This is a genomic window from Demequina sp. NBRC 110055, from assembly GCF_002090135.1.
In the GTDB taxonomy this organism is placed as follows: Bacteria; Actinomycetota; Actinomycetes; order Actinomycetales; family Demequinaceae; genus Demequina.
Map to the genome: position 1 here is coordinate 292,079 of NZ_BBRL01000004.1, position 14,043 is coordinate 306,121.

A 14,043-nucleotide genomic window follows, 5' to 3' on the forward strand; every position below is an offset into this window, starting at 1 on the left:
ATCATGGCTGACACGTTCCGCGCTGCGGTAGTCCGCAGCTTCGATGCTCCGCTCGACGTCACCGACGTCGACCTGCCCACCCCCGGCCCCCTCGAGGCGCTGGTGAAGGTGCTCTACTCCGGCGTGTGCCACACGGACCTCCACGCCGCCGAAGGTGACTGGCCCGTGAAGCCCGCCCTACCCCTCATCCCCGGCCACGAGGGCGTCGGCACCGTCGTCGCGGTGGGCGAGGACGTGACCCGCGTCGCCGTGGGCGACACCGTCGGCAACGCCTGGCTATGGAGCGCGTGTGGCGAGTGCGAATTCTGCGAGTCGGGCTGGGAGACCCTGTGCCTGAGCCAGAAGAACGGCGGCTACGCCGTGGCCGGCTCGTTCGGTCAGTACATGCTGGTCGACTCGCGCTACTGCCCGGTCCTGCCGGACGGTGTGGACCTCGCCGCCGCCGCGCCCATCCTGTGTGCAGGCGTCACGGTCTACAAGGGCCTCAAGCAGACCGACACGAAGCCGGGTGACTGGGTCCTCATCTCGGGCATCGGTGGCCTGGGCCACATTGCCGTGCAGTACGCCGTCGCGATGGGTCGACGCGTGGTCGCGGTCGACGTGGACGACGCCAAGCTCGAGCTCGCGAAGAAGCACGGCGCCGAGGTCGCGATCAACGCCGCCACCGAGACCGACGCGCTCGCCGCGATCCAGGCCGCGACCGGCGGCGGCGTGCACGGCGCGCTCGTCACCGCGGTCAACGGCAAGGCGTTCCCGCAGGCGGTGAGCTCGCTGCGCCGCGGCGGCACGGTCTCGCTCGTGGGCCTGCCGCCCGAGCAGTTCCCGCTCGACATCTTCTCGGTGGTGCTCAACGGCTGGACCGTCCGCGGTTCCATCGTCGGTACCCGTCGCGACATGGAAGAGGCCATCGACTTCTTCGCCCGCGGCAAGATCACCCCGACTTACACCGTCGAGCCGCTCGACAACATCAACGACATCTTCTCGCGGATGCACGCCGGCAAGATCGACGGCCGCATCGTCATGGACATGGGGCACTAACCCTCACCCCAGCAACACCGCATCGGCCCTCCGCAGTGACCCTGTGGAGGGCCGATGCGCGTGTCACCGGGGACGGTTAGGCTCGGTCCCGTGAGCCAAGCCCTGTATCGCCGCTACCGCCCCGACTCGTTCGCCGACGTCGTGGGTCAGGAGCATGTCACCACGCCGCTGATGCAGGCGCTGCGCGCCGACAAGGTCAACCACGCCTACCTGTTCTCCGGCCCGCGCGGGTGCGGCAAGACCACCTCCGCCCGCATCCTCGCCCGCTGCCTCAACTGCGCCGAAGGGCCCACCGACACCCCCTGCGGCACGTGCGAATCGTGCGTCGAGCTCGCCCGCGGCGGCTCCGGCTCGGTCGACGTGGTCGAGATCGACGCCGCCTCCCACAACGGCGTCGACGACGCCCGCGAGCTGCGCGAGCGCGCGGCCTTCGCCCCCGCCCGCGACCGCTACAAGATCTTCATCCTCGACGAGGCGCACATGGTGACGCCGCAGGGCTTCAACGCGCTGCTCAAGCTCGTCGAGGAGCCCCCGCCCCACATCCGTTTCATCTTCGCGACGACGGAGCCGGACAAGGTCATCGGCACCATCCGCTCGCGCACCCACCACTACCCCTTCCGCCTCGTGCCGCCGTCGGTGCTGACCGACTACCTCGGCCAGCTGTGTGAGGCGGAATCGGTCAGCGTGGCGAGCGGCGTGCTCGACCTCGTGGTGCGTGCCGGCGGCGGTTCGGTGCGCGACACCCTGTCGGTGCTTGATCAACTCATCGCCGGCTCCGACGAGGGTGGCGTGACGTATGACCGCGCGATCGCCTTGCTCGGCTTTACGGACGCGACGCTGTTGGACGATGCCGTCGATGCCATCGCCGCGGCCGACGGCGCCTCGCTCTTCGATGTCGTCGGCCGCGTCATCCAGACCGGCCACGAGCCTCGCCGCTTTGTCGAGGACCTCCTCGAGCGCGTGCGGGACCTCCTCGTCATCGCGGCCTCCGGTGCCGCGGGCGCCCAGGCGCTCGGCGAGGTTCCCGCCGATCAGCTCGAACGCATGACGGACCAGGCGAGGCGCTTGGGGCTGGCACGCGCGTCGCGCTCGGGAGACCTCATTAACGATGCGCTCACCCACATGGTGGGGGCCACCTCGCCGCGCCTGCACCTCGAACTGCTGTGCGCGCGTCTGCTCGCCGCGGATGTCCCCGCGGCCGCCGGTGCAGCCGTCGGGACGCCCGGCGGTGCGGCGCCCTCCCCGGCCGCCACGCCTCACGCCGGCGCAGGTGTCACGGCAGCGTCTGACGCTCCCTCCGGCGCGTCGTCCCGGACAGGTGGCCCGGTGGCTGGTGGGGCCGATGCCCGCTCGGCGATCCAGGCCGCGAAGGACGCCATGGCCGCGGCCAAGGCTGGCACGCCGTCATCCTCGTCGCCCGGCGCCTCCGGCCCGTCTCGGCCCGCTCCAGAACCACAGCGCGCACCCGAGCCCGAGCAGCCCTCCGGCCCGGCGCCGTGGGAGGAGCCCGAAGAGATCGAGCCACCCCTGACCGCGAGCGCGGCGGCCGCCAACGCAGCGACCGCTCGCACCGCCCATGCGCCGGCATCGACACCGCCCGCACGGCCGGCCGAGCCCGCTCCTGAACCCGACTGGGGGCCTCCCGCCCAGGCGTCGACACCCCAAGCACCTGCCGTACCTGCGGCAACGGAACCCACGCCTGTCAGTGCCGCGCAAGGTGCTACTCCTGCGGGCGGTGCGGGCGACGCCGAGTTGCTGCGCCGGCGCTGGAGCGAGGTCCTCGGCACCCTGGAACGCCGCCGCGTCACCTGGTCGATGGTGAGCCAAAGCGCGCAGGTCGCGTCCGTCGAGGGTGGCGTCCTCACGCTCGCGTTCGACAACTCGGCGCTCGCCGGCCGGTTCACGGGCTCGTCGCATGCGGAGAATGTCGCGCTCGCCGTGCGCGAGACGCTGGGCCTGCAGGTCCGCGTCGAGGCGACCACCGGGCCGGTCTCTCCCGGCACCCGTGCAGCCGTGCCCGCCGCTGGCGCCTCCGGAGCCGCCGGCGCGGTCGCAGGGGCCGTGGCCGTCGCCGCTCCCGCCTATGACGACGTGCCTCCCGAGCTCGAGGACGAGGAGGTCATCTCCGAACACGACGCCCAGGCGCCGGACTCGCAACTCAGCGGTGCCGACGTCGTCGCCCAGATGCTCGGCGGCACCATCATCGAGCCCTAAGTGAGCCCACTCGACTGGTAGATTCGCGCCATGTCGGCACACACGGATGGAGCGGTCCAGAAGCCTCCTTCCAAGTTCCAGGTCCGGCGCGAGAAGACGCGCGCAGACCTGCTCCTGCTGGGCATGCAACGCTTTCCCATCAAGGGCTTCTCGCACACGTCGATCGAGGACGTGGTGCGCGACTCGGGCTACACGCGAGGTGCGTTCTACTTCCACTTCGACTCCAAGGAAGACTTCTTCCTCGAGGTGCTACGCGCGCGGCGCGACGCCCGCGGCGACTGGCGCGGCGTGGTCGAGTCGTCGGGCCCTACGGACCTGCCGTCGGCCTTGATGGTGGCGCAGGCCGAGTTTGCCCGCACCGACCCTTACGGCGAACGCTGGACCATGCTGATCGCCGAGTTCACCAACGCCCACCGCGACGACGAGTCCCTCATGGCACCGCTGCGCGCGCTACACGCCGCATGGGCCGAGGAACTTGCCTGGCTCCTCGCCTTCGCGCAGGAGCACGGCTGGTGCCGAACCGATCGCTCGGCCCTGGCGCTCGCGACGGACCTCCTTGCGATCACCACCGGCTACGGCGTCTCGTACGAGATGTACGGCCAGATGCCCGACAACCTCATGGACCTCTACACGCGCCTGCTTGAGCCGCGCTAGTTCGCGCGCTTGGTCGGGTGATGTCACCGCCCGCGCCTACGCTTGACCCCATGTATGACGGCGCGGTGCAGGATCTGATTGACGAGTTGGGACACCTTCCCGGCGTGGGGCCCAAGAGCGCCCAGCGCATCGCGTTCCACCTGCTCGCCGCCGATCCCACGGATGTGCGCCGCCTGGCTGATGCCATCACGACGGTCAAGGAAAAGGTGCGCTTCTGCGATACCTGCGGCAACGTGGCCGAATCCGAGCAGTGCCGCATCTGCGCCGACCCGCGCCGCGCCGACGACGTGCTGTGCGTGGTGGAGGAGCCCAAGGATGTGGTCGTCATCGAGCGCACACGGGAGTATCGCGGCCGGTATCACGTGCTCGGCGGCGCGATCGATCCCATGAACGGTGTAGGCCCCGATGACCTGCGCATCCGCGAGCTCCTCACCCGCCTGGGTGACGGCGCCATCGACGAGGTCATCATCGCGACCGACCCCAACATCGAGGGCGAGGCCACCGCGACCTACCTCACCCGCATGCTGTCGCCCATGGGCGTGACCGTGTCACGCCTCGCCTCCGGCCTGCCCGTCGGCGGCGACCTCGAGTACGCCGACGAGGTCACGCTGGGCCGCGCCTTCGAGGGCCGCCGCACGGTCTCCTGACCCCGCCGTAGCATCGGCCGCCCGGACGTACAGACGGCCGATGCCGTGGCTGGTTATGCGACGCGCGTTCCCGCACGCAGTTTCTTGTACGGCACGCGCAGGCGCCTCACGACGATCAGCATCGACCCCACAAGCAACACCGCCTGCACCGCCAGCCCCAGCCATGGGGCGCGCGGGAGGTTTGCCAGTTCTTGCTGATACGCGTCGTACTCGGCCTGATCGGCCTCCCACTGTGCCTCCTGCTCCTCGGGGCTGAGCTCCTCCGCGGCGGCCGTTCCGAAGATCTGATCGCACTCGTTGTACGGCTCGTAGTCGATCTCGTCGTCCTGCGGCCCCAGTCGTGCACCGGCGACCAAGCTGTGCATCTGCGCGAACGCGCCGGGGGCGGCCCGGCCATCCTCGCGCCAGGTTTCAGGGTCCACGATGGGGGCCGTTTCACCGATCGTCACGATGGGGTTGGCGAGCAGCAGCCACGCGATCTGGTCCGTGTGAGTGAGACCCGTGGTCCACTCCTGCGGAGTGCATTGGTAGTCGGCGGGATCCAGTGCGGAGAAGTCGCCCGTCGCGTAGGCATCGTCGAGCGCCTTCTGCTCGTCGGCGGTGAGGGTCTCCCAGTCCAGGTAGTACTCGGTCACCGTCTTGGTATCCGTCACGAGCGTGCCCGCCACCGCGAACAGCACCAGGGTGCCCACGGCAAAGAAGCCGGTCGTGAGGTGCGCGAGCGACACCGATGCCACGGCCCGCGCGGCGATCGCCGACCATGCCAGGCCGACGGCCGTAAACGCCAGCACCATGAACAGGATCGCGGCCAGGGTGATCGCCAACTCGTCCAGGTGCCAGCCCGACTTAGTGAAGGCGTAGATGAGGAACGGCGAGAGAGCGAGTAGCGCGATCACCGACACAAGCCACGACGCGATGAGCTTGCCGAACGCGATGTCACCCGCGGTGAGGTGCGACATCTGCAACGGGGCAAGGACACCCTCGCCGGAGTCCCCATTGATCGATGTGGCAGACAGCGACGGCGCGATCAGCATGCCGACGCCGAGCACCATGATGAGGACCAACTCGAGGTTGGTCGACGACAGGTCGGACGTCGACAGCACGGCCGCGAGGATGCAGATCGCGATCACCGCGGCGAAGAGGATGCCGTAGAGGACGTAGCCCTTGGTGCTGGGCCGGCGCCGACGTAACTCGATGGATGTCATGAGCGCCACGCCGCGGGGGGTGGGGCGCCAGGGATTGCCCCGGCGTGCGGGCGGGTGAACGGTGGTCTCCTTCGGCGGCGCCACCACGGGCGTGTCGGTCATCGTCGCTCCTCGTTCATCGCCATGTACGTCTGCTCCAGCGCGCTGCCGACCGGGCCGAATCGGTGCACGCGTACTCCCTGGTTCACCATCCAGGCGAGAGCCTCGGCGGCCCTGTCCTCACTGTCGATGGTGAGAATCGCGCCGGTGTCCGAGGGCTCGGCCGCGATCCCGAACCGTGCCAGTACCTCGAGGAGGTGGTCGCGGTCGAGCGCGTCCACGCGGTAGCGAGTGCGGGCGTGGGCGACCATCGTGGCGGCCTCATCACCCAGGGTGCGCCCCTTCGACATGAACACCGCGTCGTCGACCATTTCGTCGAGCTCGGCGAGCACGTGGCTCGAGATCAGCACCGCACGTCCCTCACCCGCGAGTTCACGCACCAGGTCCCGCAACTCGACGCGCGAGCGCGGGTCGAGCCCGTTGGCAGGCTCGTCCAGGAGCAACACTTGCGGGTCGTGGACCAGTGCCCTCGCCAGGGAGAGGCGTTGTTTCTGTCCGCGCGACAGGACCCGCGAGGGACGGTCGGCGAATTCCTCGAGGTGGACGCGAGCCAACAGCTCCGCACCCCGCTCCCGTGCAGCATCCTTGGGGATGCGATACGCGCGACCCATCAGGGTGAGCGTTTGCAGGCACGTCATGTTGTCCCACGACCCCAACTGATCGGGCATCCAGCCGATCGCGGCACGCACCGCCGCGGCGTCGGTCTTGGGGTCGTGCCCCGCGATGGCGATGTCTCCGCCGTGGGGCCTGAGGAGCCCCGACAGCATCAGCATCAGGGTCGTCTTCCCGCAGCCATTGGGTCCGATCAACGCTGTCACCGACCCCGCGGGCACGGTGAGCGTCGCATCCTCGACGGCACGTACCGAGCCGAAGCTGCGTGCCACCCCCCTGGCGACGATGGCCTCGCGCACGCCGACGGAGGCCTCGATCGTGGTCGTCATGTCACTCCCTCGTGTGGTCGCGGCGCCGTGTGCGCGGCGAGCCACCTTCACTCTGGCATCGGTCTGATATGAACGACATGAGGTAATCCCCCGATCTTTGGGCGTGTCGGCTCAGGGTGGGGTGAGGGCGGGGCAGGATAGTGAGTCAACCGACTGCTTAACGCGTTAACGATTGGCGAGGAGACCGCCCATGCCCCGTCCTGCCACCAACAAGCGCGAACGCCTCACCGCCGCCGCGATCCTCATGGCGCGCGAGAGCGGGCTCGAGTCCGCCACTATCGCCGCGATCGCGGGCGCGGCAGACGTCCCCGCCGGCAGCGTCTACTACTACTTCAAGACCAAGGACGATGTGGCGGCCGCCGTGGCAGAAGGGATCGCCACGCTCCTCGCCGACGCACGCGAGAGCCTCGACGCCCCCGACGACCGCGCGGCCCTCACCGGCTTCCTTCGCTCATACCTCGAGGATGCCGCCGGGACGGTCGCGTACGGCACCCTACTTTCCACGGCAGCGACCGTCGGCGGGGCCGACGCCCACCGCGAGACCCTTGGATGGCTCACCTCTCGCTTTGCCGGCCTGGGCTTCACGGACGGTGCCGCGCGGGCACGCGCACTGCACCTGCTGGCGGGCGTCGAGGGCGGCGGCGCGCTCGCCCACGCCCTCGGCGACGCCGAGCCCCTCGAGAGGGAGGTAGCCCACCTGGAAAGGTGGGTGGCGAACGCGGGCGGCTGACGCATCGGCCGTCGCGAGAGTCGCCGCGACACGTGTCCACATAGTGGACACATGCGTCCACCCCTCGAGTAGGCGTACGGGCGTCCGTTCACTAGAATGAGGAGCCGTGCCCGGTGCCGGGCGCTCCAACCGTCGCTTTTCCGGGAGTACCCGCATGCCACTCGTGGTGCAAAAGTACGGAGGCTCGTCAGTCTCCGATGCCGAGGCGATTCAGCGCGTCGCGCGCCGAATCGTCGAGACGAGGCGCGCCGGCAACGACGTCGTCGTTGCCGTCAGTGCCATGGGTGACACGACGGACGAGCTCATCGACCTCGCGAACGCGGTCACGTCCGATCCCGCACCGCGCGAGATGGACATCCTCCTCACGGCAGGCGAGCGCATCTCAATGGCGCTGCTCGCGATGGCGATCCGCGAACTCGGCGTGGGCGCGCAGGCCTTCACCGGCCCCCAGGCCGGCGTCATCACCACCGAGCACCACGGTCGCGCCCGCATCATTGACGTCGCCCCCGGCCGCTTGCAAAAGGCGGTCGCGGACGGTGACGTGGCGATCGTCGCGGGCTTCCAGGGACTGCACCCCGAGACTCAGGACGTCACGACGCTCGGCCGCGGCGGCTCGGACACGACCGCCGTGGCGCTCGCCGCGGCGCTGCAGGCCGACGTGTGCGAGATCTACACGGATGTCGACGGCGTGTTCACCGCCGACCCGCGCATCGTGCCGTCTGCCCGCAAGTTGGACCGCGTCTCCTACGAGGAGATGCTCGACCTCGCCGCCTCCGGCGCCAAGGTCCTGATGCCGCGATGCGTCGAGTACGCGCGCCGCTTCGACGTGCCGATCCACGTGCGCTCCTCGTTCTCAGGTCTTGAAGGAACCTGGGTTACGGGCGACACTCAAGAAGGAGAAGACATGGAAGACCCGATCATCGCCGGCGTCGCGCACGACCGCTCCGAGGCCAAGATCACGGTCATCGGCGTTCCCGACGTGCCCGGCTCCGCTGCCCGCCTCTTCGAGGCCGTCGCGAAGTCCGACGTCAACATCGACATGATCGTCCAGAACGTCTCGGCCGTCGTGACCGGCTACACGGACATCTCCTTCACGCTGCCGGCCGATTCCGTGCCGCGCGCGATCGAGTCGATCGAGTCCGACCACGACGCGATCGGCTACAAGGAGCTCCGCACCGACGACACGATCGGCAAGATCTCGCTCGTGGGCGCAGGCATGCGGGCCAACTCCGGCGTCTCCGCGCGCTTCTTCTCCGCGCTGCGCGACGCGGGCGTCAACATCGAGATGATCTCGACGTCCGACATCCGCATCTCGGTCGTGACGCGCGCCGAGAAGCTGGACGACGCGGTCCGCGCGGTGCACACGGCCTTTGACCTGGACATCGAGGGCGGCGAAGCCGTCGTGTACGGAGGAACCGGACGATGAGCCTCACCATTGCTGTCGTCGGCGCGACCGGCCAGGTTGGCACCGTCATGCGCGAGCTGGTCGCGGACCGCTTCCCCCAGGCGACCGTGCGCTTCTTCGCGTCCGCGCGTTCGGCGGGCAAGATGTTGCCTCACCTGGACGGTGAGATCACCGTCGAGGACATCGCCTCCGGCGACTACGCCGGCATCGACATCGCCATCTTCTCCGCAGGCGGCGGCCCGTCGAAGGAGTTCGCCCCCAAGTTCGCCGCTGCGGGCGCCATCGTCGTGGACAACTCCAGCGCTTGGCGCCAAGACCCCGAGGTGCCCCTCGTTGTCTCCGAGGTCAACCCCGAGGCGCTGAACGACATCCCCAAGGGCATCGTCGCGAACCCCAACTGCACCACCATGGCCGCCATGCCGACCCTCAAGGTGCTGCACGAGGAGGCCGGGCTGACGCGACTCGTCGTGTCGACGTACCAGGCAGTGTCTGGCTCCGGTGTGGCTGGAGTCGCGGAGCTCGCCAGCCAGGCGCGCGCCGTGATCGACGACGCGGAGAAGCTCGCTCTCAACGGGACGGCCGCTGAGTTCCCGGAGCCCGGCGTCTACGTCGAGCCCATCGCCTTCAACGTCCTGCCCTTCGCGGGCGACCTGGTGGGCGACGACTCCAACGAGACGGTCGAGGAGCGCAAGCTGATCGACGAGTCGCGCAAGATCCTCGGCCTTCCCGAGCTGCGTGTCTCCGGCACCTGTGTGCGCGTGCCCGTGTTCTCGGGTCACTCGCTGTCGGTCAATGCGGAGTTCGAGCGCCCCCTGTCGCCGGCGCGCGCGTACGAGATCCTCGCGTCTGCCCCCGGCGTGGTCGTCGACGAGATCCCGACGCCCCTCAAGGGTGCCGGCCAGGACCCCACGTACGTGGGGCGTATTCGCCAGGACACCGGTGTGGACGACGGTCGCGGCCTTGCGCTGTTCATCGTGGGCGACAACCTCCGCAAGGGTGCCGCGCTGAACGCGATTCAGGTCGCGGAGCTCGTCGCTGCGAAGATCGCCGGCTGACACACGCGAGCGCACGGGCCCACGCCCGTGCGCTCGCGCGGTGCGCCTACGACCCCAACGGATCGGCGAGCAGCGAGCGGAACGCCAACTCACCGGCGCCGATGAGCACCTGGTCCTCCACGAGGGCGGCCCGCGTCAGGGTCAGAGAGTCGGCGAGCGGCGCGAACGTATGGCGCACCACGAGCTCACGGATGAGATCGCCACGGCGGTCCACGATCAACCCCAGGAAGCCACCCAGGATGACGGTGCGGGGGTTGAAGGCCGACGTAACATTGGCTATGCCGCGCGCGAGCACGCGCGCCTGACGCGTGAGTTCATCCTCGACCGCCTCCGACGACCCCAACGATTCCTCGAGCCGCGAGTGATCGAGAGCTCCGCCCGCGGCGGCCTCGAGACGTTGCAGGTTCACCTCGGTTTCGAGGCACCCTTGGCGACCGCAGTGGCACGCGAGGCCATCGGGGTCGGCGAGGATGTGGCCCAGCTCGCCGGCGAATCCGTCGGCGCCGCGCAGGACGGAGCCGGTGACGCCCACCGCACCGCCGATGCCCGAGGTCGAGCCGTTGAGATAGATCAGGTGGCTCACGCCCTGGCCGGCGCCATAGAGCGACTCGGCGATGAGGCCCGCATTGGCGTCGTTGTCGACGTCGACGGGCACGTCGAGCGCCTCCGCGAGCTCCTCGCCCAGCGGCTCGTCATTCCACTCGAGGTGCGGTGCGCGCACCACCAGCCCGTCCTCGGCCCGCACCAGGCCTGGCACCGCGACCCCGGCGCCCACCACGCGGGGCGAACCCTCCTCGACCCAGCCGGCCACGGCATCGGCCGCCAAGTCGGCCACCATCGCGGGAGAGGGTGACTCGGGCAGCTCGATCCGCTCGCGAGCCACGATCCGGTGTCCCAGCGCCACGAGCGCCAGCGAGACGGCGTCGACGTCCGGGTAGACCGCGAGCGCGACCACGTCGCGCCGGGGCTGGACCACGGGAGAGGGGCGTCCCACACCGGTGGTCTCGGGATGCTCCTCGGTCACTAAACCCGCGTCTACCAGGTCGCCCACGAGCGCGCCGATGGTGGAGCGGTTGAGTCCCGTGGCGCGCGTGAGGTCCGCACGCGAGAGCCCGTCGGCACGGTGGACGAGGGTGAGCAGGCTCGACAGATTGTGTCGGCGCGTCGCCTCGTTCCGCGTGCCCAACGCCTCGGCGGCGCGCGGCCGGTTGACCCGTGATGCCATGGAAGCCTCCTCGCTTTGACACTACCGCCCGCTGGACTTATGTTGTGTCTGACAACCTAATCTGTCAATGCAGAGAGTCAACGCCGACAAGGAGACCGCCATGGCACCCACCCCCACCCGCGAGGACAAGTTCTCGTTCGGACTCTGGACCCTCGGATGGGAGGCGCAGGACCCGTTCGGCTCCGCGACCCGTCCGCGCTTGGACACCGTCGAGGCCATCCACGGCCTCGCCGAGGCAGGCGCGTGGGGCATCACGTTCCACGACAACGACGTCTTCGACTTTGACGCCACCGACGCCGAGCGTGGCAAGGCCATCGACGCACTCAAGGGTGCCTGCGACGACACCGGCCTCGTCGTCGAGATGGTCACGACGAACCTGTTTAGCCACCCCGTGTTCAAGGACGGCGGCTTCACCTCGAACGACCGGTCGGTGCGCCGCTTCGCGCTGCGCAAGGTGCTGCGCAACATTGACCTGGCCGCCGAGCTGGGCGCGACCACCTTCGTCATGTGGGGCGGCCGCGAGGGCGCCGAGTATGACTCCGCGAAGGACGTCGGCGCCGCCCTCGAGCGCTACCGCGAGGCCGTGAACCTCCTGGGCGACTACGTCACCGACAAGGGCTACGACATCAAGTTCGCTATCGAGCCCAAGCCCAACGAGCCCCGCGGCGACATCCTCCTGCCCACCGTGGGCCACGCTCTCGCCTTCATCGACTCCCTCGAGCGCCCCGAACTGGTGGGCCTCAACCCCGAGACCGGCCACGAGCAGATGGCGGGCCTCAACTTCACCGCCGGCATCGCGCAGGCACTGTTCCACGGCAAGCTCTTCCACATCGACCTCAACGGTCAGCGTGGCATCAAGTACGACCAGGACCTCGTCTTCGGCCACGGCGACCTGCACAACGCCTTCTCGCTCGTGGACCTCCTCGAGCACGGCGGCCCCAACGGCGGCCCCACGTACGACGGCCCGCGTCACTTCGACTACAAGCCCTCGCGTACCGAGGACATCAACGGCGTGTGGGAGTCGGTGCGCGCCAACATGGCGATGTACCTGCTGCTCAAGGAGCGCGCGCAGGCGTTCCGCGCCGATCCCGAGGTGCAGGAAGCCCTCGAGGCCGCCAAGGTGTTCGAGCTCGGCCAGCCGACGCTGAACGAGGGCGAGTCCTACGACGACCTGCTCGCCGACCGCTCGGCGTTCGAGGACTTCGACGCCTCCGCATACTTCGGCGGCAAGGGCTTCGGCTTCGTGCGCCTCCAGCAGCTCGCCTCCGAGCACCTCATGGGTGCCCGCGGCTAATTTTCACCCGGCCGATGCCGTGGCGGGCCTCCGTACGGGGCCCACCACGGCATCGGCCACCCCTACGTATGAAAGGACGCGCGATGACGCTCGTCGCCGGAGTCGACTCCTCCACCCAAAGCTGCAAGGTGGTCGTGCGCGACCTCGACACGGGCGCCGTGGTGCGCTCAGGCAAGGCCTCCCACCCCGACGGCACGTCCGTCGATCCCGCCGCGTGGTGGGACGCACTGCTGACTGCTGTGGCTGAGGCCGGGGGGCTGGACGACGTTGCTGCGGTGTCGATCGGCGGGCAGCAGCACGGCATGGTGGCGCTCGACGACGCCGGCGAGGTGATTCGCGACGCCCTGCTGTGGAACGACACACGCTCGGCCGGCGCGGCGGCTGACCTGATCTCAGAGTTTGGGGCCGAGGAGTTGGTGTCGCGCACCGGTCTGGTGCCGGTCGCATCCTTCACCTCCACCAAGCTTCGCTGGCTTCGCGACGCCGAGCCCGATAACGCCGCGCGGGTCGCGGCCGTGGCGCTGCCGCACGACTGGCTGACGTGGCGCCTGCGGGGATTCGGTCCGGCCGGCGCGTCGCCGCTGGGGCCGGTGCTGTCCGAGCTTGCGACCGATCGCTCTGACGCGTCCGGTACCGGCTACTTCTCGGCAGCCACGGGCGAGTACGACCGCGAGCTGCTGGTCGCGGCGCTGGGGCACGACGCCGTCGTGCCGCGGGTACTGGGGCCGGGGGAGGCCGCGGGTCGTGGGGCCGTGGGCATCGACGCGACCCTGACGGACGTGGTGGTGGGGCCCGGTGCTGGCGACAACGCCGGCGCGGCGCTGGGGCTGGGCGCGGCTGAGGGCGACGTGGTGATCTCCATCGGGACGTCGGGGACCGTTTTTGGCGTCTCGCCGGTGGCGGCGGCCGACGTCAGCGGGGCAGTGGCGGGGTTTGCCGATGCCTCGGGCGAATACCTGCCGCTGGTGGCCACGCTGAACGCCGCGCGCGTGCTGGACTCCTTTGTCCGCGTGCTGGGCGTGACACATGACGAACTGGGGGCATTGGCTCTTAACGCCGCGGCCGGTGCGGGCGGCGCCGTGTTGGTGCCGTACTTCGAGGGCGAACGCACCCCGAACCTTCCCGAGGCGACGGCGTCGCTGTCCGGGTTGACGCTCGCCTCCACCACTCGCGAGAACCTGGCGAGGGCCGCCATCGAGGGCATGCTGTGTGCTCTGGCCGACGGGCTCGATGCGGTGCGCGCGCAGGGGCTCACGCCACGCCGGCTCTTGCTCGTGGGCGGGGCGGCGCAGAATGTCGCCGTCCAGGCGATCGCGGCGCAGGTGTTCGACGCCCCCGTGGAGATCCCCGAGCCCGCGGAGTACGTCGCGCTGGGCGCTGCGGTCCAGGCGGCCTGGGCGCTGACCGGCTCGCGTCCCTCGTGGGAGGTCTCCGTGGTCGCCTCTCCAGCGGTGGACACGCGGCCCGAGATTCGTCAGGCATACCGCGAGGCGGCAGCGTCATATCGCGCGTAACGACGATGTCGGTGGTGGGGCC

Annotated in this window: 12 protein-coding genes; 9 read left to right on the top strand and 3 right to left on the bottom strand. The window is 69.7% G+C overall.

Annotated elements, in window-relative coordinates; all coding sequences use genetic code 11:
• Positions 1-3: 3 nt before the first annotated feature.
• The 4 genes from adhP to recR all read left to right on the top strand — a co-directional run bounded on the left by adhP (position 4) and on the right by recR (position 4,553).
• The gene (adhP, locus tag B7K24_RS01435) at positions 4-1,038 is read left to right on the top strand and encodes an alcohol dehydrogenase AdhP (protein ID WP_084128169.1); all 1,035 of its coding nucleotides are present in this window, start codon (positions 4-6) and stop codon (positions 1,036-1,038) included.
• Positions 1,039-1,128: 90 nt separating this feature from the next.
• Positions 1,129-3,252, top strand: a complete 2,124-nt coding sequence (locus B7K24_RS01440; protein WP_084128171.1) for a DNA polymerase III subunit gamma and tau — start codon at positions 1,129-1,131, stop codon at positions 3,250-3,252.
• 30 nt (positions 3,253-3,282) lie between these two features.
• A complete protein-coding gene (locus B7K24_RS01445) occupies positions 3,283-3,906 on the top strand; it encodes a TetR/AcrR family transcriptional regulator (protein ID WP_084128173.1) in 624 nt (207 codons plus the stop codon).
• Between the two features lie 50 nt (positions 3,907-3,956).
• Entirely contained in the window at positions 3,957-4,553 is a 597-nt protein-coding gene (recR, locus tag B7K24_RS01450) for a recombination mediator RecR (protein ID WP_084128175.1), read from the top strand.
• Positions 4,554-4,606: 53 nt separating this feature from the next.
• Here the strand turns inward: recR and B7K24_RS01455 are convergent, their stop codons facing one another.
• Positions 4,607-5,860: an ABC transporter permease gene (locus B7K24_RS01455; protein ID WP_084128177.1), complete on the bottom strand. Its 1,254-nt coding sequence runs from the start codon at positions 5,858-5,860 to the stop codon at positions 4,607-4,609.
• Positions 5,857-6,798, bottom strand: coding sequence for an ABC transporter ATP-binding protein (locus tag B7K24_RS01460; RefSeq protein ID WP_084128179.1), 942 nt, complete (start codon positions 6,796-6,798; stop codon positions 5,857-5,859). Before B7K24_RS01460 ends, B7K24_RS01455 begins: the two co-directional genes overlap by 4 nt.
• Before the next feature lie 190 nt (positions 6,799-6,988).
• Between B7K24_RS01460 and B7K24_RS01465 the strand changes: the two genes are divergently transcribed.
• From B7K24_RS01465 to B7K24_RS01475, 3 genes are all read left to right on the top strand, one after another.
• Entirely contained in the window at positions 6,989-7,528 is a 540-nt protein-coding gene (locus B7K24_RS01465) for a TetR/AcrR family transcriptional regulator (protein ID WP_084128181.1), read from the top strand.
• 154 nt (positions 7,529-7,682) lie between these two features.
• Complete coding sequence (locus B7K24_RS01470; RefSeq protein ID WP_084101698.1) at positions 7,683-8,954, top strand: aspartate kinase; 1,272 nt, start codon at positions 7,683-7,685, stop codon at positions 8,952-8,954.
• Entirely contained in the window at positions 8,951-9,988 is a 1,038-nt protein-coding gene (locus B7K24_RS01475; protein ID WP_084128183.1) for an aspartate-semialdehyde dehydrogenase, read from the top strand. The genes B7K24_RS01470 and B7K24_RS01475 overlap by 4 nt, the downstream gene beginning before the upstream one ends.
• A gap of 46 nt (positions 9,989-10,034) precedes the next feature.
• Here B7K24_RS01475 and B7K24_RS01480 read toward each other — a convergent pair whose 3' ends face one another.
• On the bottom strand, positions 10,035-11,213 hold the full coding sequence (locus B7K24_RS01480; RefSeq protein WP_084128185.1) for an ROK family transcriptional regulator: 1,179 nt from the start codon (positions 11,211-11,213) through the stop codon (positions 10,035-10,037).
• Between the two features lie 100 nt (positions 11,214-11,313).
• Here B7K24_RS01480 and xylA point away from each other — a divergent pair, with 100 nt between their 5' ends.
• Both xylA and xylB read left to right on the top strand, forming a co-directional pair.
• The gene (xylA, locus tag B7K24_RS01485; protein WP_084128187.1) at positions 11,314-12,507 is read left to right on the top strand and encodes a xylose isomerase; all 1,194 of its coding nucleotides are present in this window, start codon (positions 11,314-11,316) and stop codon (positions 12,505-12,507) included.
• 83 nt (positions 12,508-12,590) lie between these two features.
• Positions 12,591-14,021, top strand: a complete 1,431-nt coding sequence (gene xylB, locus B7K24_RS01490; RefSeq protein ID WP_084128189.1) for a xylulokinase — start codon at positions 12,591-12,593, stop codon at positions 14,019-14,021.
• The last annotated feature ends 22 nt before the right edge of the window (positions 14,022-14,043 follow it).